Origin of the sequence: Bacillus cereus group sp. BfR-BA-01380 (assembly GCF_022663535.1) — a bacterium.
Taxonomy (GTDB): domain Bacteria; phylum Bacillota; class Bacilli; order Bacillales; family Bacillaceae_G; genus Bacillus_A; species Bacillus_A cereus_BB.
Genome location: NZ_JAKUFS010000024.1, coordinates 22554 through 47782, shown reverse-complemented (window position 1 = coordinate 47782; position 25229 = coordinate 22554). Strand labels below are relative to the sequence as shown.

The following is a 25229-nucleotide window of genomic DNA, read 5'->3' as shown; positions in this document are numbered from 1 at the left end:
GAGGGAATTATAATGAATAATACATATACAGATGATAGCTTAACACTACATACTGACCTTTATCAAATTAATATGGCGGAAACGTATTGGGAAGATCATATGCATAACCGTAAAGCGGTATTTGAAGTATTCTTTCGAAAACTTCCATTCGGAAACGGGTACGCTGTTTTCGCTGGTTTAGAAAGAATTATAAATTACTTAAAAAATTTCGCTTTTACTGAAAGTGATATTGTATATCTTCGCGATGAATTAGGTTATCAAGAGGATTTCTTGGAGTTTTTAAAAGGTATAAAGTTTACGGGAACTGTCCGCTCGATGAAGGAAGGTGAATTAGTCTTTGGGAATGAGCCAATGCTTCGAATTGAAGCACCTTTAGTAGAAGCCCAACTCATTGAAACAGCTATTCTAAACATTGTAAATTACCAAACATTAATTGCAACAAAAGCTTCGCGAATGAAACAAGTAGTAGGAGAACAAATTGCAATGGAATTTGGAACTCGTCGCTCTCATGAAATGGATGCAGCAATTTGGGGTACAAGAGCAGCATATATCGGAGGGTTTGATGCGACATCTAATGTACGTGCTGGAAAACTGTTTGGAATTCCTGTAGTCGGTACACACGCACATGCAATGATTCAAGCATATCGCGATGAATATACCGCTTTTCATAAATACGCCCGCAGACATAAGGATTGTGTATTTTTAGTAGATACTTACGATACATTAAAATCAGGGGTTCCAAATGCTATCAAAGTGGCCAAAGAGCTTGGCGATCAAATTAATTTTAAGGGAATTCGATTAGATAGCGGAGATTTAGCGTACTTATCTAAAGAAGCGAGAAAAATGTTAGATGAAGCAGGATTTACAGAAACAAAAATTATTGCATCCAATGATCTAGACGAAAAAACGATCACTCATTTAAAATCACAAGGAGCGAGAATTGATATTTGGGGAATTGGAACAAAATTAATCACAGCATTTGATTCTCCTGCACTTGGGGCCGTTTATAAGCTCGTTTCCATCGAAGATCAGAACGGTGATATGGTGGATACAATTAAAATTAGCTCCAATCCAGAAAAAGTAACTACTCCAGGTGTTAAGAAAGTGTACCGTATTATTAATACAATAAACAAAAAATCAGAAGGAGATTACATCGCATTAGAGACAGAAAATCCAGAAGAAGAAGATCGATTAAAAATGTTTCATCCAACGCATACATTTATTAGTAAATTTGTAACTAACTTCGAGGCTAAAGAGCTGCATCACGATATTTTCATAGAAGGTCAATGTGTATATCAATCTTCATCACTGCAGGAAATACAGCAATTTACAAAAGACAACTTAGATTTACTTTGGGATGAATATAAACGTGGATTAAATCCAGAAGAATATCCTTTGGACCTTAGTCAAAAGTGTTGGAACAACAAAATGAAGAATATTGAGGAAGTAAAACAAAAAGTTGCGGAGATGATTAGAAAATGAAGATAAATGAAATTGAATCAACTAAAAGTATGGAGTACCTTCAAGAACTGAATCCAGAAAAAGATATTAGCGGACTATTTAAAAAAGGGAGCCGAATTGGGATATACGGTTCATCATTCGACCCAATCACAAATGTTCATTTGTGGACTGCTTCTACTGTGGCACATCGTAAAAAGCTAGATTATATTATCTTTTTACCTTCTACAGACAAGCGCATTGATAAGAAAATACAAACGACAGGTGATCACCGCGCTAAGATGATCAATTTAGCCATACAAGATAATCCTAAGTTCATTCTGGACACTCATGAATTAAACGTATTACCAGGAAAACATTATACATACTATACAATGAAGCATTTTAGAACTATATTAAAAGAAGCGGAATTGTTCTTTATCATGGGTGCAGACCTTTTAGTAGATATCGCTGATGGAAAATGGAAGATGGCTAAAGAATTGATAAGTGAAAATAATTTTATCGTTATGGCTCGCAACGGTATTGATATGCTCCAAACGATTAGTCGATCCGCTCTCCTGCGCAATTATGATGATGGTAGATTTCAATTAATTGATAAAGGATTAGCTATGGAAATTAGTTCTACATATATACGCGAAGAATTTTCTAAAGGCGGCGAACCGCGTTATCTTCTCCCGCATAGCTGCTACTATTACATTAAAGAAAAAGGTTTGTATCAATAATAAGGATTACATTTCATATAAAACGCTAAAAACTGAAAGGAAAGATTTTGAAATGACAACTTTACAACAAAAAATCATGTCGGACTTACATGTATCAGCAGTAATTGATCCTATTCAAGAAATTCGTAAAAGAGTAGATTTTTTAAAGGAGTATGCACTTAAAACAGGAGCAAAAGGCTTCGTTTTAGGAATTAGCGGTGGCCAAGATTCAACATTAGCTGGAAGACTTGCTCAACTAGCAATAGAAGAACTGAGAAACGAAGGACATCATGTGAAATTCGTAGCCATTCGTATACCTTACGGCGTTCAAAAAGATGAAGATGATGCACAAGCAGCGTTACAATTCATTCAAGCAGATGAGGAACTTGCATTTGATATTAAAACTACAGTTGATGTTTTTTCAGAGCAATATAAAAAAGATGCAAAAGAGCAACTTACAGATTTCAATAAAGGAAATGTGAAAGCAAGGGTTCGAATGATTACGCAATATGCAGTAGGTGGTCAAAATGGCCTTCTTGTAATTGGTACAGACCACGCAGCAGAAGCTATAACAGGTTTCTTTACGAAATATGGCGATGGTGGCGCTGACATTCTTCCGTTATCTGGATTAACAAAAAGACAAGGAAAAGAACTATTGAAAGCTTTAGGTGCTTCAGAAAGATTATATTTAAAAGTTCCAACAGCTGATTTATTAGATAATAAACCACAACAAGCAGATGAAACCGAGCTAGGAATTTCTTATGAAGAACTAGATGATTATTTAGAAGGTAAGGAAGTATCAAAAGAAGTAGCAGAAGCAATCGAAAAACGATATTTAGCTACAGAACATAAACGACAACTTCCTACAACTATGTTTGATGATTGGTGGAAGTGATATACATCATATTAACAGAGACAGATTAGTTCAAAAACAAATCAATTAAAGAATGCACATTTTAGATATAGGACATATCTAAAATGTGCATTCTTTTTATCTTTTTATTGTAAAATCAGAACGTTTTACCATGTTCTCTTAGCACATACTGAGAATCACTCGATTGTTCCAGGAATGTTTTACCATGTTCCGCCTGTAATGTGTTTGAAGGAGTATACCCAATAATTCCTGTCAGTAGTAAAGTTAATCCGAATGTAATCCCAAAAAATTTAGCTAATTTTTTCATTATTTTAAAGCCTCCTTATCGCGTAGTTTTTGTTCGGCTTCGTGCGACTTATAAAAATATTGACTTGCTTTATCAGGTTGATTAGAAGCATAAAACTTTAAAGCCAATTGTTTTGAGTAGTCATGCACGAACCCTAATAAATCTTCTTGCTCAAAGTATTGAATTCCTTCTTTAATTATTGTTTCAAATGTATTATTTGGTTCTTCTGTATGTAATGCGTGAAGGATGGAAAAGTGATGTTTATATTCAATTGCTTGTAAACGGTTACAAATATCCAATCCTTTTTCAATACATTTATTTGTTTCTTCAGTGTGACCTAATTTAAAATGTTCCCTTGCTAATAGGAAGGTACCTTTATAGTCAGTTTCAGGATCTTCAATGGAAGCAGATAAATTTCTAATAGCGGCTTCAGATAAGTTTTGCTCAGCATATAAGAAACCTAAATTATGTCTGATTTTTAGAGCAAGTAGTGTACTTTTCTTTTTATTAGCAATATCTAAAGCATTTATAAAATATTCTTCAGCTGATTCATATTGACCTAAAGAGGTGCATGTAAGTCCTAAAATACTTGTACAACCAGCAATATTAACTTCATATCCTATTAAGTTTTCATAATAATTTTTGGCTTTTGTTGCATAATTGATAGCGACAAGTGGTTGACGAACTTGATAGTAGTATGCTGCAGCTTTGTAGTAAAATTCAGCTTTTTCAGCTTCGTCCGGTATAGATTTTAATACCTCTTTAGCATTGCTAAAGTATTCGTTAGCTTCTTTAAATTTACCAATCTCAGTAGCATGTATTGCTTTAAAGAAATGATAGTAATATGTAACATAATCATCGGTTGGTTTTTCGAAGCTATTAATTTTTTCTAATAAAGTATTTGCTTCTTTATAATCATTTGTAAGTAATTTATACCTAAGCTCTAGTAAAAAGTAGTATAGTAGAATGTTCGGATTTTCCTCAATCCTATCAATTTTCTTGTTTACATCATTTCTAATTTCAAGTGCAAGAACTGTATTTTGACTACGAATTGCATCATACCAATTATTTAGTAAAGAAGTAATTTGTTCTAATGTAATTGTTGTAATCTCCATGTCATAACCCCTCCTTTACATAATCGTATCAAATTTCACAATATTTAGGTGTTTAGAAAAATATTTCTCAATAAAATTCTATTCTTTAGATTGTTATTTCAATCTGATTTCCTTCAGGATCACTTACTACGCTTTCGTAGTATCCATCGCCAGTAAAGCGAGGTTCACTTAATATAGGATAGCCGGCTTCTCTTAATGTTTCCGTTAATTGCTTTACGTTATCTTTGCTTCCAACAGAAAAAGCGAAATGAGCATATCCAGTAATTTCATTTTTAGGTTTATTCTTCACTCCTTTCTTTCGCATAATTTCTATACGTGCCCCTGTTTCAAATGTAATAAAATAAGATTCAAATTGTTTTGTTTCATTGCGATATAAGTTATTAGCTTTCCCTTTAAAATATTTGGTATAAAATGTGCGCATTTCTTCTAAATCATTTACCCAAATAGCTATGTGTTCAATTTTCATTATCTTCACCTTTCAATTTATAGTCTTTTTGATTCTCTTATAAAAGAACTGAATTAGCGGTAAGAACAACAGATGTTGATCCGACTAGTAAAGTTAAAGAATCAGAGAATAAGATTGCTATAATATCGAGAACTAATACAAGCACAAGCAAAATCGCAGTTACCGTATCCTTTTGAATATTATGGGAATTACACATTGAAAATGCTATGATTATGTAGAGGGGGGATTAAATATTGAATATGCTGAATCGACCTAAGATAACAATTTCAAAAACAAAAAGTGAATGGATATGGGATATAATAGGTTTTTTATTTTATATCGGTTCTATAATCTTTTTAATATTCCTTTGGAGCAAAATACCTGAAAAAGTACCTACACATTTTAATGGTCTTGGTGAAGCAGATCATATGGGTTCAAAATGGCAGTTATTAATTTTACCTGGTATTGGTTTATTTATTGCTTTGTTCATGAAATTTTTAGAAAAACACCCAGAATCACATAATTATCCCGAAAGATTTAATGAATCAAATGCAAAACAGTTTTATTTACAAAGCCGAAAAATAATTAATCAATTAAAAAATATCTGTTTAATTATTTTTTCCTTAATTGTATTTGAATCTGTTTTTATTGGATTAGGTTGGGGAAATGGTTTGGGAAAATGGTTTTTACCTATAATATTTAGTGGTTTAGGCATTCCAATTGTATTAGGTATTATAAAACAGAGAAAAATTTTATAGAAAACTCAAAGTATAAAAGTAGTATTTTTGCTCTTCTTGCTACTATATTTATAGCTATGTATCTTAATACTTACCAAAAAAGGAAAGGTAGGTCTTAATATGTACAAGTTGTATTGTAGATTATATCAAAACACGTTTAAGTTGGTTTCCCGCTTTTTACCTTGGCGTGAACCTCAATTATTAACTGGAGAAAATAGCTTGAGTAAACTTCCAATTCACTTAAATAGCATCAATATTGATAGGGTGTTAATAGTAACAGACAAGGGTATTACGTCAATTGGATTATTAGATGAATTTCTTAAACAACTAAAAAAAGCAGGAGTAACATATTTTATTTATGATAAAACCGTTCCAAACCCTACAATTTATAACATTGAAGACGCACTATCTCTTTACCACGAAAGTAAGTGTCAAGGTATCATTGCATTTGGTGGTGGATCACCGATTGATTGTGCAAAAGGGGTCGGGGCGCGTGTTGCTAGACCGAAAAAAAGTATTCCTGAAATGCAAGGGGTTTTAAAGGTCAGAAAAAAGATTCCACCCTTATTCGCGATCCCTACAACATCAGGTACAGGAAGTGAGGCTACAGTTGCTGCTGTCGTATCTAATAGTGAGACACATGAAAAGTATGCAATTAACGATCATGCACTCATCCCGCAGTTAGCCGTACTGGATCCGATGCTTACAGTTAAACTACCTCCTCATATAACATCAACTACTGGAATGGACGCTTTGACACATGCGGTTGAGGCATACATTGGAAAAAGTAATACAGAAGAAACAAAACAGAACAGTAGAGAGGCAGTTCAATTGATATTTAATAACCTTTATGAATCCTATATAAATGGTTCAAATATGAATGCACGCGAAAACATGCAGAAAGCGTCATATTTAGCTGGTGTAGCGTTTACCCGTGCATATATTGGATATGTTCATGCTATTGCACATACATTAGGAGGATTTTATTCCGTTCCTCATGGATTAGCTAATGCTATAATCTTACCTTACGTTTTGGATTATTATGGAAAATCAGTATATAAACCTTTAGCTGAACTGGCAGATTTAATTGGGATCAGTAATTCATCTGACACCGATGAACAAAAGTCAAAAAAGTTTATAGAAGCAATAAAGAAACTCAATGAAGACATGAATATACCCAAAAAGATCGACTGCATTCTTGATAAAGATATTCCTGCTATGGTAAACCGGGCTTTAAAAGAGGCGAACCCGCTCTATCCCGTTCCCAAAATTCTTTCAAAAGAAGACATGGTACGGCTTTACCAAATGATAAAGGAATAAGAATGTTACTTGGAGGGAAGTTTATGTTTATTGTTAACGTAGAAGGTGCAATTAATAAATTTTATACAAAAAAACGTCATTTTAATCGTAAAAATGACGTTTTTTAATCTTCTTATCACTTTTTCATTTCAATCTTAATTCTCTTTGCTAAGTCAGATGATACTTTATTGAAATACTCCATAACTTTCTTTCTAATATCATCAGATATAACTTTCAAATCACTAGCTAAATTTTCGGCAAGATGTTCTTTTCCTATTTGAGTTAACCTCGTATAGAATTCACCAGCCTGCCCAAAATCGTCTTGCTTTGTTATAGAAGTTCTTTCTAGTTTACCTTCAACATATCTCCCATCACCACTTGTAATTTGATTAGCTGGTGTCCAATTTTGCTGTTGGTTAACCGGCAATTTACGAAATTCAGCTCCAATTCTTCTTCTTTGAGAATCACTATAAATATTGGCGCGGCCTTGCAGTATTTTATCATCGGATAATTCTGCGCCGTCTAGTAAATTAGAAACGGAGAAGGCGACTTTTTCTACTTGTTCCATATAATTATCAGGATTTTTATTTAATACCATTTTCCCTACTGGTATTAGGGGATAATCTTTTTCATCCCATACTTTTGTATCGTCTAAAGGATCATAAGAAAGATTTGCTTCATCCTTTGGGTCCATGAGCTGGACATATAAGCCATATGCCACCGGTTTACCACCTGCAATCGCATCGTATAAATCTTTACCAGCGTAATCAGGATTTTCAGCGGCTAGTCTATTTGCTTCTTCAGGGCCGATGTATTGTACACCTTCAAATGGGTACCAATGGTATTTAACGTACTTTCTAATACCTTGAGCATTTCTCCAAACATATGTATTTACACTATGTCCTGGAATGTGGCGAAGACTTTTTACCGTACCAGCATCAGAGTATAAACGTACAACAAAATGAATCGATTCAGGTGCTCTTGCTACAAAGCTCCAAAACCTATCAGGGTCAATTAAATTATTTTTTGGTGAAGGTAAGAGTGCTTTAATAAATTCCGGAAATCGTATCGCATCGCGAACAGAAAAGACAGGAATGTGATTACATAAAAGGTCAAAAACGCCTTCTTCTGTATAAAATTTTGTAGCAAAACCACGTACATTTCTAGATGTATCAGGTGTTCCTTTCGTACCGACAGCTAACGAAAAGCGAACCATAACAGGAACTTGCTGATTAGAATTTTGTAAAAAGCTCAGTTTTGTATGTTCGGACATCGAATATATCGTTTGAAAATAACCAAATGCACCAGATCCTTTTGCATGAACAGGTCTTTCTAAAATCTTTTCATGAATAAATTCTTGTAAGGTTTCGTGTAGTACACCATCTTGTTCCAGTACAGGTCCCCTAGAGCCGATCGTCTGGGAATGAAGTTTAGCAGATTCATTAGAGAGGTTTCGATTCTCATAATGACTTTCCTCTAATAAAGTTTGCCTCTGTTTATGATGTTTTTCATTCATTATTATAGCCTCCAAAATTTAATTTCCATCAATCGTTACTAAATATGATTTTTAAGGCTCGAATATGTATCTTCTTTTATTTTCAACATTCATTAGAAATATAGTTTCTTAAAGTTAGTAGCATTAGCACCTTTTAAAAAGTTTGTCTTCTAAATAAAAATTAAACTTCAATATCTTGCTATTCCATTCCTAGAATTGTACATTCTGAATTTATAGGGAGTATATTGTAAGGAGAGGTGAGATAAATGCTGGATAGTATCAATAACGGACATAAAGAGAGCCATGATCATAGAATTTCGAATGATGTAGAAATGATAACAGATGAAAAGTGGCAAGCAATTATAAATAATGATGCAACGTACAATAATCAATTTTTCTACGCTGTAAAGTCGACAGGGATATTCTGTAAACCATCCTGTAAATCTCGCGTTCCGAAAAAAGAAAATGTATGCATTTTTCCAAACGCAGAACAAGCTTTCCGCGCGAATTTTCGCCCTTGTAAACGTTGCAAGCCCACTAATGAAAATCCGCCTGATAGCGAGTGGGTTGATTTAATTACTGAATACATTGATAAAAATTTCACAGAAAAATTAACGCTAGAATCGTTAGCAGATAGTTGTCATGGGAGTCCGTATCATATGCATCGAACATTTAAAAAGATTAAAGGCATTACGCCGGTTGAGTATATACAACAAGTTAGAGTACACGCGGCTAAAAAGTATTTGATTCAGACACATAAAGCGATTGGAGATATCGCCATATGTGTGGGTATGGCTAACGCGCCTTATTTTATTACTTTATTTAAAAAGAAAACTGGACAGACACCAGCACAATTTCGTCAAATGAGTAAAATGGAGGAAAAGTACAATGGAAACAAAGAATAAACCAACCCTTTATTGGTCTTTACTAAAGTTTAAGGATTGGAATTTTTATATTGCTTCAACTTCAAAGGAGCTTGTGTTTGTAGGTTCACAGAACAAACCATTCGAGGAATTGTTCGAATGGGCTAAGAAACGCTTTCCAGGAAGTCCTCTTGTTGAAGATGATGAAAAGCTTAAACCCTATGTCGTTGAAATCACTCAGTATCTAGAAGGAAAGCGGAAAACCTTTACTGTTCCATTTGAGTACGTAGGTACGCAATTTCAGCTAGTAGTCTGGAATGCACTTTGTGAAATTCCTTATGGACAGACGAAATCCTATTCCGACATTGCAAATGATATAAATAAACCAGCAGCTGTTCGTGCTGTAGGCGCGGCTATTGGGGCTAATCCGGTATTAATTACTGTACCGTGCCATCGTGTAATAGGAAAGAATGGCTCATTAACTGGCTATCGGGGCGGATTAGAAATGAAGACACTGCTCCTGGATCTGGAAAAGCGAGCTTCATCTAGCAATGAGTAATTATTGCTAGATGAATGGAGGTTCCGTCATGAAAAGTGAATTATTCTATAAAAGTCCGAAAACCATTCTGAATAAAGGGACTGGCTTTCTTTCTGGATATACTCATTCACTAAATCCTTATACAGGCTGTTCATTTGTGTGTTCCTATTGTTATGTACGCGAAATGCCTGTATCTCTTTTTCGAGAAGGGGAATGGGGAAATTGGGTCGATGTTAAAAACGGAGCTGCAATTTCATTGACCTCTTTACTTCCCTATCCCCGTTTCATACTGCGGATAAGACTTTTCGTTTCTTTATCCACACGATTAGATTCCGTAATTTTTTGCAAGGCTTTATTATATGTAAAATCATCGAGCGTGTTGTTTCTCAAATATTTCATTGTTGAATCGGGAAGTTTCACATAACAGATAGAGACAGCCCACGCAACCGCCATTTTGGCATAAAACCCTTCATGCTTTACACGATCCAGGAGGTTGAGCACCCTTTCGATGTATTCGGTCTCGATATAAAAGTCTAGAAGCATAACCACTCCAAATCGTATCTCATATTCTTTCTTAGAAGACAGATAGGGCTGTAAAAACTCCCATACACGCTCTTTATTTTCCTTTGTAGATTTAAGACCTGTACAAAAGCTGTCACATACCGACCAATTATCAATTTTTGGCACGAACGAAGCTACATAAAACAGGAGTTCTTCAATATCCGTCTTAACATAGCCAATAACCATACCTTGCAGCATGATTTCCTCAAAATATTCATCTTTTGCAGTTTCAAGGTAAGTGTGCCAGTCACCCTTTACAATTTTTTTAGCTATTTTACGAAGCTCTGGCAGCCGAACACCTAATACATTGTTAATAGTAGGTATAAGTGCGGCCGAAAACTTCTGATAGTCTGTATCAATGAGTTCAAAGATTTGTTTTCTAATTATATTTTCCATTTGGGCTCTCCTATTTGTTTGATTTCGTTACTTTTCCTATTTGACAACCTCACTATAACTGATTATTTTCTGAAAAAGCCAAGAATTGAATATAACAGCAAGATATCGAAACAATATTATTGGTTACTTTTAAATATTCCCTTGTATAAATAATACTGGATAAATAAAAGCTGACTAGTAATAATTCATTGGAAGAGCGTTAAACCTTCAAATTTATCCATCTAGTCGTTTACATGTTAAAAAGCATCATGATAGGTATTTTCGAAAAAATAATTTAAATTGATAACAAATGAACTTATCATAAACCATAAAGTAAAATATAGCAGATATAAAATTTATTAGCTTAACAATTAACGAGTTAAATTTTCTGCGAATTTGGTTTATTATAAAAATAATGTTATTTTAATAATAGGTGTCAAATTTGGAAACATGATGAAGCCTTTAAACTTATTATTGAAGCAGTACGGGAGGATAATCAAAGTAAATTCGACTTATATATGAGTAAAGTATTCGAAGTAAATAAGATTTGGTTAGACGCTACAACAAATGTAGAAAAATGTAAACGAGTAAGTTAGTTAAGTCAACCACAGTAAATATGAATAATTACAATTAACTACAAAGGGGTAGATGTTAATGAAAGCAAAGAAACTTGTAAGTATTGCATTACCCGTAATGATGTTGTTAAGTGGTTGTGGTTCAGAAAATAAGACTTCAAAAGAAACAAAGACTGAAGTAAAAGAAAAAGATATCCAAAAAGTAAAGGTTTCAGAAGAAGACTATCCTATATACTTATCAAACTTAGGTGATGAGTATAGTAAAGCAATACAGATGTCAGATGAAACAACAAACGCATACTTTGACAAAAAGAAATCAAAGCAAGACGTCATAGATAGTATCGAAAAGGTAGAAGGGGTACTTATTAAGTTTGAAGAAATAGAACCACCTAGTAAGTACGTAGACCTTCAGAAGAATGTTGAAAAAGCAATTGGGAAGTATAAAAAAGCAATCTCATTATTAAAAGACATCCGTAAAGGGAATAAACCTTCCTCTAAAGACTCTAGTAAACAAATAGAGAAACTTATGACGGAGGGCGACGAGTACTGGATTGCAGTCTATAAAGAAGTAAGAAATGAAGTAACAAAGTCAAGTGGTGGTTCATTGAAACAGGAAGACTTAGAGAACACTAATACAGGTGCAGGGGTAGACTATGAATCAGTTAAAAAGAATGTAGTAGATGGTTCTGAATTAATTGCAAATTGGGGTATGGTGCGTAACGGTAATTTCATACCAATGTTTATTTTAAAAGGTGGAGAGCCTAAGACCTTTGAGATATACACCAATGACGAATATCCAAGTAAAGCAAACATCCTTGAAGGTACATGGGGATACGATAAAGAGAATATGCTCTTAAAAATTCACTTTACAAAACAATATTCTAACGGTGTAGTCGTTGAGATTACACGAAAAGACGAAGAATACAAATTACAAAACTACGATTCAACTCATTTGCAAGTATACAATGAAAGTGCAAGAACTACATCAAGGTATATAAAGCAGAAATAGTTTAATAAAAGGGGTATTTAAATCATGAAACGAAACAAAGTACTAACTGTAGCAATCCCAATCATGCTTTTAGCAGGATGTGGTGGGGTAGACAAAGCAGAATCGAAACAAGAGCCGAAACAAGAAGAGAAAGTAGAACAGAAGACGGACACTAACAAACAGTTATCAAAAGAAGACTATGAAAAGAGAGTAGACTCTTTAATCCTAGAATTTGATAAACAGTACAGTGACTATGAAACACTTAGTTATCAACCTGCAAGAAGAAGTACACAAATGTTATCAACGCAGATTGAATTAGCGTTATTCGACGATATGATTCGAGTAGCTGACGAGTTTATCAAGACAATTCCTCCACAAGAACATGAAGAGACACAAAAGAACATTGCAGAAACAATGAATCACTTTAAAAAATCATTTGAACTTTATAAAATAATCTATACTGCTAAAGATAAATCTACTCACGAGCATTTAGAGAGAGTAAAAGAGGCTGATACGGAGTTAAAAACAGCATTAGAGTCTTGGAACAATGTATGTGATAAGTTCGAAGGTAAAAATGCAAAGAATCACAAAGAGAACATAAAGTATAAGAGTACTGTCTTAACTGAAAGTAAACTAAATGAGATGAACAATAAAATAGGGATAGATGTAAACGCTGTTAAAGAAAACACATCAAAAACTGGTAAGGAGTTTGTAGGTACTTGGGGTATCAAGTACGAGGACAAATTCTACCCTATGTACATTTTAAATAAAGATAATACATTTGAAGTGTATGTAGGAACCGAGTACCCTAATAAAGATAACTATGTAACTGGAGAATGGTCTTATAATAAAGGGAAACAAGAGTTAGAGGTAAAGATTAAGAAAGCATATCAAGACGGGAAAGTAATTCGAACACAACGGAAAGTAATAGCTTACAAGGTACAAAATTTAACTGAAACGAAAATGCAAATATTCGATGATGAGTTGCCACAAGTTTATCGTTTCATGAAACAGTAATATAAGAAAGTAAGGGGATTAGGTGTAGAAACCTAGTCCTTTTTTATTAAGGAAGTATACTGGAGATGAAAAAGCTAAACTTAACAAGATAGAAAATTACTAGTTGTTAATAAAAATGGCGGACAAAAGAATAGATAATAATACAGTTCATTCTTTTTAACAGGGGAGAGCGCAGCGTATTTTCGGTCTTCTTGCTACTACATTTATACCTATGTATCTGATAAATTTTTAGCAATTGACCCACCTAGTAAATATGTAGACCAACAAAAGGTTATTGAAAAAGCAATGGCAAAGTATAAGAAAGCATTCTCATTAATAAAAGACGTTCGTACAGGAAAGAAGTCATCTCCTAAGGAAGATGGTAAAACAGCATACCAACTCACTGAAGAAGGAGACGAGTACTGGAGTGTAGTTCACAAAGAACTGAAAAATGAACTAACAAAGTCAAAATGAGGGTTATTAGGCTTACAATACTAAGAAGGTAAAAGTATAAAACTACGATATTAGAGGTTATTTTGATGGAGATGGACATGTTAATCCCAAAAGGTACTTTGTAAGAAGTGGTTTCTAAATCATTTAATTTCTTACGTTTTATTGGATAGTTTTGCTATACATCTAAGTAACGCATCGAATTCTTTACAAAGAGGAGAAATGAGACATAATGACAATTGTTTTAACGTGCATCAAACAATCCCATTCTATGTAGCATTAATACCTAAATCACTTGACGGAAAAATACAATTTTATCGTCAAAAAGAATGCTATGAAAAAATCAAAAAACAAATCACATCTATTGAAAAAGAGGTACCATGCATGATACTTACAAATAAAACAATATATACTGAATATAAAAATCCAATGCAATAAGCGATTGAAAAGTTGAATAGACGATACCAATATAGATATATTTTGAGGAGATGGGCAAATGAGGAAATGCGAACCATTCATTCACCAAAAAGGACTGTACCTGGGAGATTTAGGTTATAAAACCGATAAAACAGAAATTCAGTATGGAAGTGAAGGGAAGCTAGTATTTTATCATTACACTTATAAAGAACATTTAAATAAGATTTTCGCAAAAAAGAGTGGTTTATATGCATATAGACCCGTGTCATGCCACGAGGTACCAACCTACTTACAAAATCATTTCCTTACAGAGGAATTCCTATCTCCAATACCTAATTGGCTTACAAACAATGAATATTTCGGAAATTTAGGGAAAGGTTTAGTAGAACAATTTGTTGGTAACATTATATTACGGGTTGAGGTGCCAAAAGAATTCCCATCGATTTATATAGCTGACTATGCTCATATTCTTGAATGTAAGTCTTTATATGATAAAGATAAAAAAGAAGGTCCCTCGCTAAACTTAGGTTACGATTGTTCATCAGGTATAGAGGTGACACAAGCTTATGTGAATTCTTATATTCCAGCCGTTAATTATAAAGGTGGACATATCGCTCCAATTGTGCAACTTTCAAGGGGAAATTCAGGTATTATCATTCCGAATGAATATATAAGTGTATACAATTAATGATTATTCATAGAATTTTTTCTAAGTACATAAGTATATCTTTTTTGAGACACTCTATAAAAAAACTAGTTATGGAGTGAATAGCATGATGAAAAGAATATTCGTATTAGTTATAGGGATTTTACTATTAGCTATTTATACGTCTAATAGTAGTGCTTATGCGGAATTATCCAGTAGGGAAGAGCAAACTAAACAAACAATTACAAATGATTTTGAAAGAACATATCATTTAAGCTTTAATGGCTATCAATTCGTTAATATTAAAGATATCGCACCAGATAAAGAAAATTTAACCGTAGAAAAAAAGTCATTAGCGAGTATTCTAGTTAATATTAGTGAACAACAAATTATAGGTGATTTGGAAAGTGACTGATAAAATAAGTATACAAGGGAAATCTCCATTGGATCTTGGGCTTCTAAAAAATAAATAAGAACATCGATAACAAATTTGTGTCATATCGCGTATTAAGTGAGTATAATTGTGTCAATCTACAAAAGATAAAATAGGGAGGTATACAACTGGAACTTAGTTAAATTTAGTTAATTTATTTTTACTAGTTTACATAATATAAATTATAGGAAGTTATAAAAAGAAAGTGGTTTTATATCTCTATATCCAAGTAAACTATACATTTTGAGATGAAACAGCGATTTTTGAAACAATCCATAACATATTTACATACCGGTTTAAAACTTCATAAATTTAAATACACGCTAAAATTTCATACACAAAAATTTTATGATGAATCCTCACACATAATTTATATTGAGTTGCACTAAAAATTTTATTTGTGAACTTTCTTTTTATTTTATACTCATTGATATCTTACTTTCTAAATATACACAGAAACTTGCTGTATATAAAAATTCCTCATGATTCGGTTCTAACCTATCTTTCTTTTATTCACTTCACAATTATTAGTTAACATAATATTTTTATGAAATAAAAAAATCCTCCCTTATTATTTTTGGAAGAATTTTAATCATAGTATTGTCCTGATCTCCCCCCAACAAATGTGATGCTTTACTTGCTAAGGGTTTGATTCATATACCCGTTGTCCATAATAGTGATATTTCTCTGTAATTTTTATGGTTACAATTTACTAAAAACATATTATAATCGTCAAATGTAATCTTTTTAGTAATTTGAAATTTGTTTCTTACTTTTCTGGGTTTTTCTGTACATGAAAGCGCTTTTTGCTATTATAAAAAACAAAATTTCGCAAAACCTTAAGATATTAGCTCAGTTTACTTATCTTCATTTTTTGTGCTGACGGCGGACAAGTTAAATTGTACTCATGAATCTTTTTATTAATCAATTCAACCAATGCACTAGCTTCTTCCTTATCCGTGCATGTATGTAATTTCTCCTTTAAGGTATCAATCTCTTTCGAAAGCTCAATCCACCCCGGCAATATATGATTATCTTTCATCGTTTTATATAGTTGTTTTTCCGGATTATAAGATAAACTTTTATCAATTTGCAGTGGTTTCCCCTTACCTACTAAGTCATCAAATACACCTTCTTTTTGCGATCGTTTAATAATCGAACTAATATGATCTTCATACGTATATGACCATACCTTTTCATCTTTTACTAGAATCTCTTGTTTCTGTAACGCTTTATCTAATTCTTTTTCTCGATCTTTCATATGTCTTCTCCTCCCTTTTTATTATTTCATAGGTATTTTTAATTGTTGTAAGGCTACTAATCCATCAGCAAACTGTTTGTGCCACCACAGTACATCATGACCACCAGGGAATTCAGTATAGGTACTTTGATATCCTTTTTCTTTAAGTACTTGTGATAACCTTCTATTTGCTTCTAACAATGGTTTATTTTCTAACTCCCCAGCACTTATATAAATATGTAATGGTAATGTGCTGCTTCTTTTAAATTGATTTTCTACCCAAGGGTGTGATCCTTCGTAATTTTCTTTTTTCCAATGTACAGAACCAGGCAATGATAAAACGTTTCTAAAGATATCTGGATATTGCAGCGCTGCATAAAAAGCTGCTAAACCACCAAGACTGAATCCACCAATTGTTGTATGATATGGATCTACATGATCAATACCAATTAAAATACACGGAGGAATTTCTTTTGTATGTATAAGATGATCTAGTGTTGCAGCTGCTGATAACGTCTGCAACATAGATCTGCCATCAAACATGATAAGAAGGTCATAAGAAGATTGTTCAGGTGAGTAATTATGTGGAGTATATATCCAAAGTTGTCGTTCATTCTTTAAAATAGAACTATAGAACTGATGTGTTTCCACTTTTCCTTTAGGAATGTGAGTTTGCTGCTTTGTTTTGTCAATCTGCGACGATAGGCATAGCTCTAAAAAAGACATTGGTTCTGCTTCATACCCAAACATTTTAGAATTCAATGGATCACGCTTATAATTTTCACTTCGTTTTACCCAATCTTGTTCAAAGCTATCATTAATTGAAAAGTAATACGTCGAAGCAAACTTTTTTTTTGTTCGAAACGTTTTAAACCATATGTTTGTATGTGAAAGCTTATCCATTTCATTCGCTGCGATATCCCAACCAGGAAAACTTCCAAATACATATGCATTTTCGGTTTGTTCATCACCTAGCCAAATATATGTAACAAGATGATACTCATCATCAATTGGACAAGTCTCTATAATAGGTGTTTATTGTTTTTTTATGCTCTCTAAAAACAATGTAAGTGCAGAGTGATTCCCTTGATTTAGCTGCTTCTCAAAATCATGCATAATCGGACTCGTTAGTTTCTTCATCTTTTACCTCCCTTTCCTCTTTCTAACTCAATACTTATTTCAGTAATAAATTGATTGTTTCCTTGTTATTTACTGTGGATATAGTGTCTATTTTGTGAACAAAATTTATATGTAAGACTATATAAATTAAGGTGTTTTCTAGAAGTGAAAACACCTTTTTTAGCATAAATCTAATTATCGATAGTTCTTCTTGAACTTATTCTATTTTCTCAAATACATGAAAGTAATGCTCATAGTGGTTCTTTTCATCTTTCATTCCTTTTTCGACTGATAATTCTTTCCACGAGGATAAATCAATCGTTGGGAAGAAACGATCTCCTTCAAAAGGAGCGTGAATTTTGGTTATGTATAATTTTTGAGTATAAGGAAGAAACTGCCGATAGATTTCTTCTCCCCCAAGAATAAATACTTCTTCTCCTTCACATTTAGAAAGGGCGTCTTCGATCGAATAAGCCATATGACAACCTTCAGCCTTATAATCTTTATTTGTTGTTAGGACGATGTTTTTACGTCCATCTAAAGGTTTTCCTATTGATTCATAATTCTTTCTCCCTAGAATGATAGAATGCCCCATAGTAATTCGTCTCAAATATGCCCAATCATTCGGAAGTCTCCAGGGAAGATCGTTGTCTTTGCCAATTACATTATTTTCTCCTACAGCAACCATTGCGGATATTATCATGTTCTCATCTCCTTTACTCCATCTTATCAAAAGTTAAAGCGTACTAACCCAACACGTTTCTATATCATGTTCTTGCATTCTTTTCATCAACCTTTGTATGGCGCTATCCGGCATCACTTTATGCCTTTTCAAATTTTCTTCAGTAGGTTCAATCCAATAAAAATCCAGGACTGTTAACTTGAAAGACATGATTAATTTCGTAGTGCAGTGTGTCTCCATCTCTCCACTGATTTTCAATTACGCCAAGAAATTTTTCGATTGAATAATCAGCACCGATTTCCTCTTCCCATTCTCGTTTAAGTGCATTTTCAACCGACTCACCTGACAATGTGGTGAAATTGAGTTCTCATAGCGTTGTCCTCCTTATTTACACATCAGATACTAAATTCTAATGTGAGAAGTCAAATTCCTTTTCTAATTGAATATAGATGTAGATCTTGAAATAAATTTGTTTCTATTGAATTGTAAAAATACGGTAAATGAAATTAACTTGATTCATATGTCGTCATCCCCTTCTCCTTTTCAATGTAATAGCCTAATCTTGACAATCATTTTTAATCGCTATTTCTGCTGCTTGTTAAAAGCCAATGACCAATCTTTTAACTGCTCAAATTGATTCTTCGCATCGTTATAACCAAGTTCATATAAATGAACCAATCTTTCTTGATTACGTTCCAATCCACTTACAGGTAATTGTACACTCGGTTGAATTACAAAGAAATTCTCTTTTTGTTCTTCTGAGTAGAGATACGATATAGTATTGTTGTAGATTTCAGAATGCTGAGCAAGGCGATCTGCCACATTGGGATACTGTCTATATAACCATTTTGCAATGGAGGTAAGCTTACTAGACTGTTTTTTATATCCCGCTGGTTTTGTCATAATCACAACATTTTTTTGATATCCATCAGCCTGGGCTTTCTGAATCGGAATTGGATCAGTAATTCCTCCATCAAGTAGCCGTTTATCATCATATTCAACTGCCGGCGCAATAAATGGTACAGAACTTGATGCACGAATAATTTTTAAAATATCATCTCCATGTTCATGCTTATTGTAATACACAGCTTCTCCTGTTTCGCAATCAGTTGTGCCAATAACAAACTGTTCTGCTCCGTCATGGAATGTTTGAAAATCAAACGGTACAATTTTATTAGGTACTTCATCAAATAAAAAATCCATGCCAAACAATTCGCGTTTTCGTAAAAAATTTCGAAAAGAAATGTAGCGCGAATCGCTTACAAGCTCTGTGTTTACCTTCTTGTTCCTTCCTTTTTGACGAGACAAATACGTAGCAGCCATACACGCTCCCGCTGAAACACCTATTACATAAGGAAAATACAAATTCTGTTCCATAAAAAATTCCAATGCTCCCGCTGTATATAGCCCCTTCATACCTCCACCTTCTAAAACTAATCCGATATTATTCATCTATAATCCCTCTATCATAAGTTCAATAAGTTCATTGTGTATAAAAAGTTCTTACACAAATATATTAGCATAAGATATTATGATGAAGTATTAAATCATTTCATTGCAATAACAATTTAATTCTTATACCTAAAAGTAAGAATCTGCTATTCGTTACATGTTACAATAAAAGAGATTCATTCTATACATAAAGGAGGAATTTATAATGGGTTTATTTAGTGGTTTTTTAGGAAATGCATCTGACGCAGATATAAGTGGAGTAGAACAAGATTTACAAGCAATTATGCTTGACGATGAGCGAGTAGAACACGCTTATAAATTAATTCGCGATTTAATCGTATTTACAAATCGTCGTCTGATTTTAGTAGATAAGCAAGGTATGACTGGTAAAAAGACGGAATATCATTCTATTCCATACAAAAGTATTACACAATTTAGCATCGAAACAGCTGGTCACTTTGATTTAGATGCTGAATTAAAAATTTGGGTATCAAGTATGTCTACTCCGATTACGAAAGAATTTAGAAAAGACGATAGTATTTATAACATTCAAAAGGCGCTTGTATCATATACAACAAAATAACAATTGCGTATTTTTATACAAAACAAAAAGTATTAACCCCGTGTTTTTTGGAACAACATACACTAATCTTGATTAAAAATACAAAAACAGACTTTTCTAGGATAGTCTGTTTTTGTATTTCATCTTCTTTATAAACGAATAAATTTAGGTTCATTTCACCACTTAATTCGTTTAAACTTCAATGATTATAGGGAGAATCATTGGTTTTCTTTTTGTCTGTTCGTATAAAAATTGCCCAAGTGTTTCTCTTATGTGCTTTTTTAAAACATTCCAATTGTTAATGTCCTTCTTTTGTAAATTATGAATGGTTGTTGTAACTAATTGATTAATTTTCTTCATGAAATCTTCCGAATCACGCACATATACAAATCCACGCGAAATGATATCTGGACCAGAAATCATTTTCCCCTCTTGTTTACTAAGAGTGATGACTATAACAAGCATACCATCCTCAGCAAGCTGTTTGCGGTCACGTAAAATAATATTTCCAACATCTCCAATACCTAATCCATCTACATACACATTTCCTGCAGGTATTCGTCTCGTTTGATAAGCCGCTTGATTTCTTATATCAACAACGTCCCCATTATTAGCAACAAAAATATTATCTTTCTTAACACCAACGGATTCTGCTAAAAGGCGATGATGATGTAACATTCTAAATTCTCCATGAATCGGAATGAAATACTTTGGCTTCATTAAAGTAAGCATTAACTTTAGTTCTTCTTGATAAGCATGTCCAGAAACGTGCATCCCTGTTGAACTCCCTGATCCATAAATCACATTAGCTCCTAATAAAAATAAGTTGTCTACAATTCGTGATACACTACGTTCATTTCCTGGTATAGGAGTCGCAGCGATAATAACAGTATCTTCGGGAAGGATATCCACCTGTCTATAGTTTCCGCTAGCCAAACGAGCTAAAGCAGCCATAGGCTCACCTTGGCTACCCGTACAAAGAATAGCTACCTTTTCTGGCTCCATTTGATTGATTTCATGTGCTTCAATCAGCATTCCCTCTGGAATATTCAAATATCCTTTTTCTAATGCAACAGATACTACATTTACCATACTCCTTCCAAGCAAAGCAAGTTTTCGATTTGTTTTAATAGCAGCATCTACCACTTGTTGTACGCGATTAACATTAGAAGCAAAGGTAGAAAGTATAACTTTTCTATGAGCTTTGAAAAATGCTTCTTCAATATGGTTACCTACCAATCGTTCTGATGGCGTAAATCCAGAGCGTTCTGCATTTGTGCTTTCAGAGAGTAAAGCTAAGACACCGCCTTCTCCAATTTTAGCCATTTTATGAATATCAGGATATTGATTATTGATAGGAGTCAAATCAAACTTGAAGTCCCCTGTATGCACCACTGTACCTTCAGGTGTATGAAAAGCAATACCAAGACAATCCGGAATGCTGTGATTCGTTTTGAAAAAAGTAAGACTTATTTGCCCAAGTTCAATTAACGATTCAGAGTCAATCACAAATAAATCTGTTACATTTTGCAGCCTATGTTCTTTTAATTTAACTTCAATCAAGCCTAGAGTTAAACGCGTTGCATAAATTGGCACATTCAATTGTTTTAAAAGATATGGAATACCGCCAATATGATCTTCGTGTCCATGGGTTACGACTAATGCTCGGATCTTATCTTTATTTTCTTGCAAGTATGTAATATCTGGGATAATTAAATCAATTCCTAATAAGCTCTCATCAGGGAACTTGGAGCCACAATCAATTATGACGATATCGTCTGCGTATTGTATGACATACATATTTTTTCCTATTTCATTTACACCACCTAAAGCAAAAATAGATAGTGTGTTTTCTGCTGTATCCAAAATCAAAATCCTCCTTTTACACGTTATAAAAAATACGGATTTTCTTTTTATGATTAACCTATCTAAGTAAATATTATTCTAATTTATAGTGAATCAGATGAACTGTTTGAACAAGGTTAAATAATGAGCCTTTATTTCAAAACTGCAATTTGCATACAAATTTAATAAAAAGCAAATAATTTTAATTAAATTGAATCATTTATTTTTGTAGCATATGTGTATATTTCTGAAGACCACATACATTTGATTAAGGAGTGAGTACTTATAAATATAGATAGAAAAAACAAATGGAGTTTATGGGCTCTTTCATCTGTACCATTAGTTATGACGCTCGGAAACTCCATGTTAATTCCGGTCCTTCCATTAATCGAAAAAAAATTGAATATTACTGACTTACAAGTTTCTCTTATTATTACCATCTATTCTATCGTCGCTATTATTTTGATTCCTGTAGCTGGATATTTGTCTGATAAATGGGGAAGAAAAAAAGTAATCATTCCTAGCCTATTTATAGCAGCCATCGGGGGCGCTGTTACTGGTTGGGTTTCATGGAAACTAGCCAATCCTTATACGTGGATTTTAATTGGAAGAATCATTCAAGGGATTGGTTCAGCCGGTGCAATGCCTGTAGTTATCCCTTGTGTAGGTGATATGTTTCAAGATGAAGAACAAGTTAGTTCTGGTCTAGGCCTCGTGGAAACATCTAATACATTAGGAAAAGTTTTAAGTCCGATTTTAGGTTCTTTATTAGCTTCATTTGTCTGGTTTTTACCTTTTTGGTTTATCCCTATTTTGTGCATCGTTTCAATTGTTTTAATTATATTTCTTGTTAAACCACCGAAACACACTAAAGAAGCGCCTCCATTAAAAGTCTTCCTGCAAAATGTAAAAGGTATCTTAATGGAAAAAGGGCGTTGGCTTCTTCCTGTTTTTTTGCTAGGTGGCATTATTATGTTTATTTTATTCGGTATTCTTTTTTATTTGTCCTCACTTTTAGAAAAACGCTATCACTTAGAAGGTGTTTGGAAAGGTCTTGTACTAGCAATTCCTTTAGCTTCTCTCTCCCTTACTTCTTATATAACCGGAAAAAAGATTGGAGATAAAAAAGGAGTTATGAAATGGTGTATATGTGTTGGGTTTCTCTTATTAGGAATAACATTAGCAATTCCGATATTCTTTAAAAATATTTATATTATTATCATTAGTCTTGTGATAAGTGGAATTGGAATCGGAGTGGCTCTTCCAAGCTTAGATGCTTTAGTAACGGAAGGTGTACAAAAAGAACAAAGAGGATCTATCACATCTCTTTATAGCTCGATGCGTTTTGTTGGTGTAGCAGCTGGTCCGCCTTTATTTGCTTTATTAATGAAAGGGCCAGATAATTATATCTTTTACCTTTCCATATTTCTTGCTCTTTTGGGAGCTATATTGGCTCTTAAATTTATTAGACCGGAACATAGCTAAATCCACAAAACTTCGCTGTAAAACGGAGTCTTGTGGATTTCTTTTAAATTGATTCATTCATTTTCGTTTTCGAAGCAGACCAGTGTGACGGGCGAGAAAGCAAGTGAGGTAATTTTGTACGTGCATCTCCCTGCGCCGAGTTAATCTGCACTTGAGTAAGAAAGATACTATCAGTCAGATCTGCTTCTCTAAGGTCAGCATCTCGTAAATCAGCACCGATTAGATCGGCCGCTCGCAGGTCTGCACCTCGAAGGTTAGCAGCAATCAAGTATGCTCCTCTTAAGTTAGCTCCTCTAAGATCTGCTTTTTTAAGATTTGCCTCCATAAGATTAGCGCTTCGATGGTTGATTCTCTTGCTTTTTTGAGAACCCTTATGCTGACGTCGTGATTCCACCCACACGAGTTCACTTGTCTTTAAAAGTAAATCATTAACATTCGCTCGATGTGATGGAACATTTAGTTCTAAAAGTAAATCGGGACTAAGTTGCGAAAGTCGTTTCGTTTCGTCAAGCGCACGTCTCAGCTCTCTATGAATCGGACGAGTCGCTTTCAACGTCAACGCTTCCGTCAAATACCAGAGCATTTCATGAAGTTGCTGCATAATTGGGAACACATCGTACATTTTCTTCGCAGTTCCTGGACTTTCTTTCCAATCGACACCTTCAAAAGTAACTTGGGAAACCTTTTGCCCTGCGCCGAAGCATTCAAAAACAGTACATCCTTTAAACCCCTGTTGTCTAAGATTCTTATGAATGCTGCACCGAAAGTCCGATTGAAGATTTTTGCATGGTGTTCCACCGTCTTTATCAATTGCAAAATCTGCCGAAGCTGCAAAAGGTAGTGCAACGCAACATAAGCCGAAGCAGTTCTCGCAGTCAGCACGCAAACGATTAAAACTAGTATCACGCTTTATATTTGGATTATTATGTTTCTCAAACAATATGTGCATCTCCTTTGATTCTATGTTACTTACATGAATGAATATATAATTTGTTGCTTCATTTGTTAAGAAAAATGCTTATGCTATAAATAAAAGATTACAACTGCCATATTTATAAACTATAAAACTATTACCATCCTAATTGATTGCGAAGAGAAGTAATGTGGGCAGTATGATGACGACCGTGCCATGCATAAAGCCCAATCGTTACACCTAATTTATTAGATCCTGATTCAGGATGATGAAACGTCTTTTCAAAATCAGTAGGTTTCATCGATCTCAGCAAAGTAACCCATCTCTTATGTAATGATTCTAAAAGTGTTAAAGATACATCTACCGGAAGCTCAGAATCAGGAAGATCTGCCCATTTCTCTTCCATATATGGTTTAATTGTAGGATTGTTTTCTGTCAGTGCTAATTTAAAACGAATATAACTATTCATATGACTATCTGCAATATGATGAACAACTTGACGCACTGTCCATCCCCCAGGGCGATATGGCGTATCAAGCTGATTGTTATCTAATTCTTTTATTGCCTGCGTTAATTCAGTAGGAAGGGTTTCAATTTGCTTTATCCAATTTTCTATTGTATCTTGCGTAATATTTTCTTCATAAGTGAAATGACCGATCGGATAACGTAAGTCCATAAT

Annotated in this window: 27 protein-coding genes and 1 pseudogene; 15 read left to right on the top strand and 13 right to left on the bottom strand. The window is 33.8% G+C overall.

Annotated elements, in window-relative coordinates:
* Positions 1 to 12 precede the first annotated feature (12 nt).
* From MR076_RS19660 to nadE, 3 genes are read left to right on the top strand one after another with little or no spacing between them, the layout of a single operon-like run.
* The gene (locus MR076_RS19660; protein WP_242223390.1) at positions 13 to 1482 is read left to right on the top strand and encodes a nicotinate phosphoribosyltransferase; all 1470 of its coding nucleotides are present in this window, start codon (positions 13 to 15) and stop codon (positions 1480 to 1482) included.
* Positions 1479 to 2180 (top strand): nicotinate (nicotinamide) nucleotide adenylyltransferase, encoded by a 702-nt coding sequence (gene nadD / locus MR076_RS19655; protein ID WP_242223388.1) that lies wholly within the window; start codon positions 1479 to 1481, stop codon positions 2178 to 2180. The genes MR076_RS19660 and nadD overlap by 4 nt, the downstream gene beginning before the upstream one ends.
* Before the next feature lie 52 nt (positions 2181 to 2232).
* On the top strand, positions 2233 to 3054 hold the full coding sequence (nadE, locus tag MR076_RS19650; protein WP_242223385.1) for an ammonia-dependent NAD(+) synthetase: 822 nt from the start codon (positions 2233 to 2235) through the stop codon (positions 3052 to 3054).
* 115 nt (positions 3055 to 3169) lie between these two features.
* On the opposite strand, the gene MR076_RS19645 is transcribed toward nadE, so the two are convergent.
* From MR076_RS19645 to MR076_RS19635, 3 genes are all read right to left on the bottom strand, one after another.
* The gene (locus tag MR076_RS19645; protein WP_242223383.1) at positions 3170 to 3340 is read right to left on the bottom strand and encodes a hypothetical protein; all 171 of its coding nucleotides are present in this window, start codon (positions 3338 to 3340) and stop codon (positions 3170 to 3172) included.
* A complete protein-coding gene (locus MR076_RS19640) occupies positions 3340 to 4434 on the bottom strand; it encodes a response regulator aspartate phosphatase (RefSeq protein ID WP_242223381.1) in 1095 nt (364 codons plus the stop codon). Before MR076_RS19640 ends, MR076_RS19645 begins: the two co-directional genes overlap by 1 nt.
* 85 nt (positions 4435 to 4519) lie before the next feature.
* On the bottom strand, positions 4520 to 4900 hold the full coding sequence (locus MR076_RS19635; RefSeq protein WP_242223379.1) for a VOC family protein: 381 nt from the start codon (positions 4898 to 4900) through the stop codon (positions 4520 to 4522).
* A gap of 239 nt (positions 4901 to 5139) precedes the next feature.
* Between MR076_RS19635 and MR076_RS19630 the strand changes: the two genes are divergently transcribed.
* Together MR076_RS19630 and MR076_RS19625 are read left to right on the top strand one after the other, a co-directional pair.
* Positions 5140 to 5637: a DUF1648 domain-containing protein gene (locus MR076_RS19630; RefSeq protein ID WP_242223444.1), complete on the top strand. Its 498-nt coding sequence runs from the start codon at positions 5140 to 5142 to the stop codon at positions 5635 to 5637.
* Positions 5638 to 5736: 99 nt separating this feature from the next.
* Complete coding sequence (locus MR076_RS19625) at positions 5737 to 6936, top strand: iron-containing alcohol dehydrogenase (protein WP_242223377.1); 1200 nt, start codon at positions 5737 to 5739, stop codon at positions 6934 to 6936.
* A gap of 115 nt (positions 6937 to 7051) precedes the next feature.
* Here MR076_RS19625 and MR076_RS19620 read toward each other — a convergent pair whose 3' ends face one another.
* Entirely contained in the window at positions 7052 to 8431 is a 1380-nt protein-coding gene (locus MR076_RS19620; protein WP_242223375.1) for a catalase, read from the bottom strand.
* A gap of 245 nt (positions 8432 to 8676) precedes the next feature.
* On the opposite strand from MR076_RS19620, the gene MR076_RS19615 reads away from it, so the two are divergent.
* The 3 genes and pseudogenes from MR076_RS19615 to MR076_RS19605 form a co-directional block, all read left to right on the top strand.
* Entirely contained in the window at positions 8677 to 9315 is a 639-nt protein-coding gene (locus MR076_RS19615) for a bifunctional transcriptional activator/DNA repair enzyme AdaA (RefSeq protein ID WP_242223373.1), read from the top strand.
* Entirely contained in the window at positions 9299 to 9832 is a 534-nt protein-coding gene (gene adaB, locus MR076_RS19610) for a methylated-DNA--[protein]-cysteine S-methyltransferase (protein WP_242223372.1), read from the top strand. Before MR076_RS19615 ends, adaB begins: the two co-directional genes overlap by 17 nt.
* Before the next feature lie 28 nt (positions 9833 to 9860).
* Positions 9861 to 10071 (top strand): annotated as a pseudogene (locus tag MR076_RS19605) (radical SAM protein); the annotation flags it as partial.
* 13 nt (positions 10072 to 10084) lie between these two features.
* Here the strand turns inward: MR076_RS19605 and MR076_RS19600 are convergent.
* Positions 10085 to 10768, bottom strand: coding sequence for a DNA alkylation repair protein (locus tag MR076_RS19600; protein WP_242223370.1), 684 nt, complete (start codon positions 10766 to 10768; stop codon positions 10085 to 10087).
* A 633-nt stretch (positions 10769 to 11401) separates the two neighbouring features.
* Between MR076_RS19600 and MR076_RS19595 the strand changes: the two genes are divergently transcribed.
* The 5 genes from MR076_RS19595 to MR076_RS19575 all read left to right on the top strand — a co-directional run bounded on the left by MR076_RS19595 (position 11402) and on the right by MR076_RS19575 (position 15234).
* Entirely contained in the window at positions 11402 to 12331 is a 930-nt protein-coding gene (locus MR076_RS19595; RefSeq protein WP_242223368.1) for a DUF3994 domain-containing protein, read from the top strand.
* Between the two features lie 24 nt (positions 12332 to 12355).
* Positions 12356 to 13327 (top strand): DUF3994 domain-containing protein, encoded by a 972-nt coding sequence (locus MR076_RS19590; RefSeq protein WP_242223367.1) that lies wholly within the window; start codon positions 12356 to 12358, stop codon positions 13325 to 13327.
* A 201-nt stretch (positions 13328 to 13528) separates the two neighbouring features.
* The gene (locus MR076_RS19585) at positions 13529 to 13780 is read left to right on the top strand and encodes a DUF7018 domain-containing (lipo)protein (protein WP_396021722.1); all 252 of its coding nucleotides are present in this window, start codon (positions 13529 to 13531) and stop codon (positions 13778 to 13780) included.
* Between the two features lie 472 nt (positions 13781 to 14252).
* A complete protein-coding gene (locus MR076_RS19580) occupies positions 14253 to 14861 on the top strand; it encodes a hypothetical protein (protein ID WP_242223363.1) in 609 nt (202 codons plus the stop codon).
* An 85-nt stretch (positions 14862 to 14946) separates the two neighbouring features.
* Positions 14947 to 15234, top strand: a complete 288-nt coding sequence (locus MR076_RS19575; protein WP_242223361.1) for a hypothetical protein — start codon at positions 14947 to 14949, stop codon at positions 15232 to 15234.
* A gap of 865 nt (positions 15235 to 16099) precedes the next feature.
* Here MR076_RS19575 and MR076_RS19570 read toward each other — a convergent pair.
* From MR076_RS19570 to MR076_RS19550, 5 genes are all read right to left on the bottom strand, one after another.
* Entirely contained in the window at positions 16100 to 16513 is a 414-nt protein-coding gene (locus MR076_RS19570; RefSeq protein WP_242223351.1) for a DnaJ family domain-containing protein, read from the bottom strand.
* A 21-nt stretch (positions 16514 to 16534) separates the two neighbouring features.
* The gene (locus MR076_RS19565; protein WP_242223350.1) at positions 16535 to 17395 is read right to left on the bottom strand and encodes an alpha/beta hydrolase; all 861 of its coding nucleotides are present in this window, start codon (positions 17393 to 17395) and stop codon (positions 16535 to 16537) included.
* Between the two features lie 433 nt (positions 17396 to 17828).
* Complete coding sequence (locus MR076_RS19560; protein ID WP_242223348.1) at positions 17829 to 18314, bottom strand: dihydrofolate reductase; 486 nt, start codon at positions 18312 to 18314, stop codon at positions 17829 to 17831.
* A gap of 148 nt (positions 18315 to 18462) precedes the next feature.
* Positions 18463 to 18642 carry an NUDIX hydrolase gene (locus tag MR076_RS19555; protein ID WP_242223346.1) on the bottom strand — a complete coding sequence of 60 codons (180 nt, stop codon included), beginning with the start codon at positions 18640 to 18642 and terminating at the stop codon, positions 18463 to 18465.
* Between the two features lie 233 nt (positions 18643 to 18875).
* The gene (locus tag MR076_RS19550) at positions 18876 to 19745 is read right to left on the bottom strand and encodes a patatin-like phospholipase family protein (RefSeq protein WP_242223344.1); all 870 of its coding nucleotides are present in this window, start codon (positions 19743 to 19745) and stop codon (positions 18876 to 18878) included.
* Positions 19746 to 19950: 205 nt separating this feature from the next.
* On the opposite strand from MR076_RS19550, the gene MR076_RS19545 reads away from it, so the two are divergent.
* Positions 19951 to 20328: a PH domain-containing protein gene (locus tag MR076_RS19545; protein WP_242223342.1), complete on the top strand. Its 378-nt coding sequence runs from the start codon at positions 19951 to 19953 to the stop codon at positions 20326 to 20328.
* Between the two features lie 171 nt (positions 20329 to 20499).
* On the opposite strand, the gene MR076_RS19540 is transcribed toward MR076_RS19545, so the two are convergent.
* Positions 20500 to 22173: a ribonuclease J gene (locus MR076_RS19540; RefSeq protein WP_242223341.1), complete on the bottom strand. Its 1674-nt coding sequence runs from the start codon at positions 22171 to 22173 to the stop codon at positions 20500 to 20502.
* 270 nt (positions 22174 to 22443) lie between these two features.
* On the opposite strand from MR076_RS19540, the gene MR076_RS19535 reads away from it, so the two are divergent.
* Complete coding sequence (locus tag MR076_RS19535; RefSeq protein ID WP_396021721.1) at positions 22444 to 23637, top strand: bacillibactin exporter BcbE; 1194 nt, start codon at positions 22444 to 22446, stop codon at positions 23635 to 23637.
* A 43-nt stretch (positions 23638 to 23680) separates the two neighbouring features.
* On the opposite strand, the gene MR076_RS19530 is transcribed toward MR076_RS19535, so the two are convergent.
* Positions 23681 to 24577 carry a pentapeptide repeat-containing protein gene (locus tag MR076_RS19530; protein ID WP_242223338.1) on the bottom strand — a complete coding sequence of 299 codons (897 nt, stop codon included), beginning with the start codon at positions 24575 to 24577 and terminating at the stop codon, positions 23681 to 23683.
* Between the two features lie 130 nt (positions 24578 to 24707).
* Entirely contained in the window at positions 24708 to 25229 is a 522-nt protein-coding gene (locus tag MR076_RS19525) for a YfiT family bacillithiol transferase (RefSeq protein WP_242223442.1), read from the bottom strand.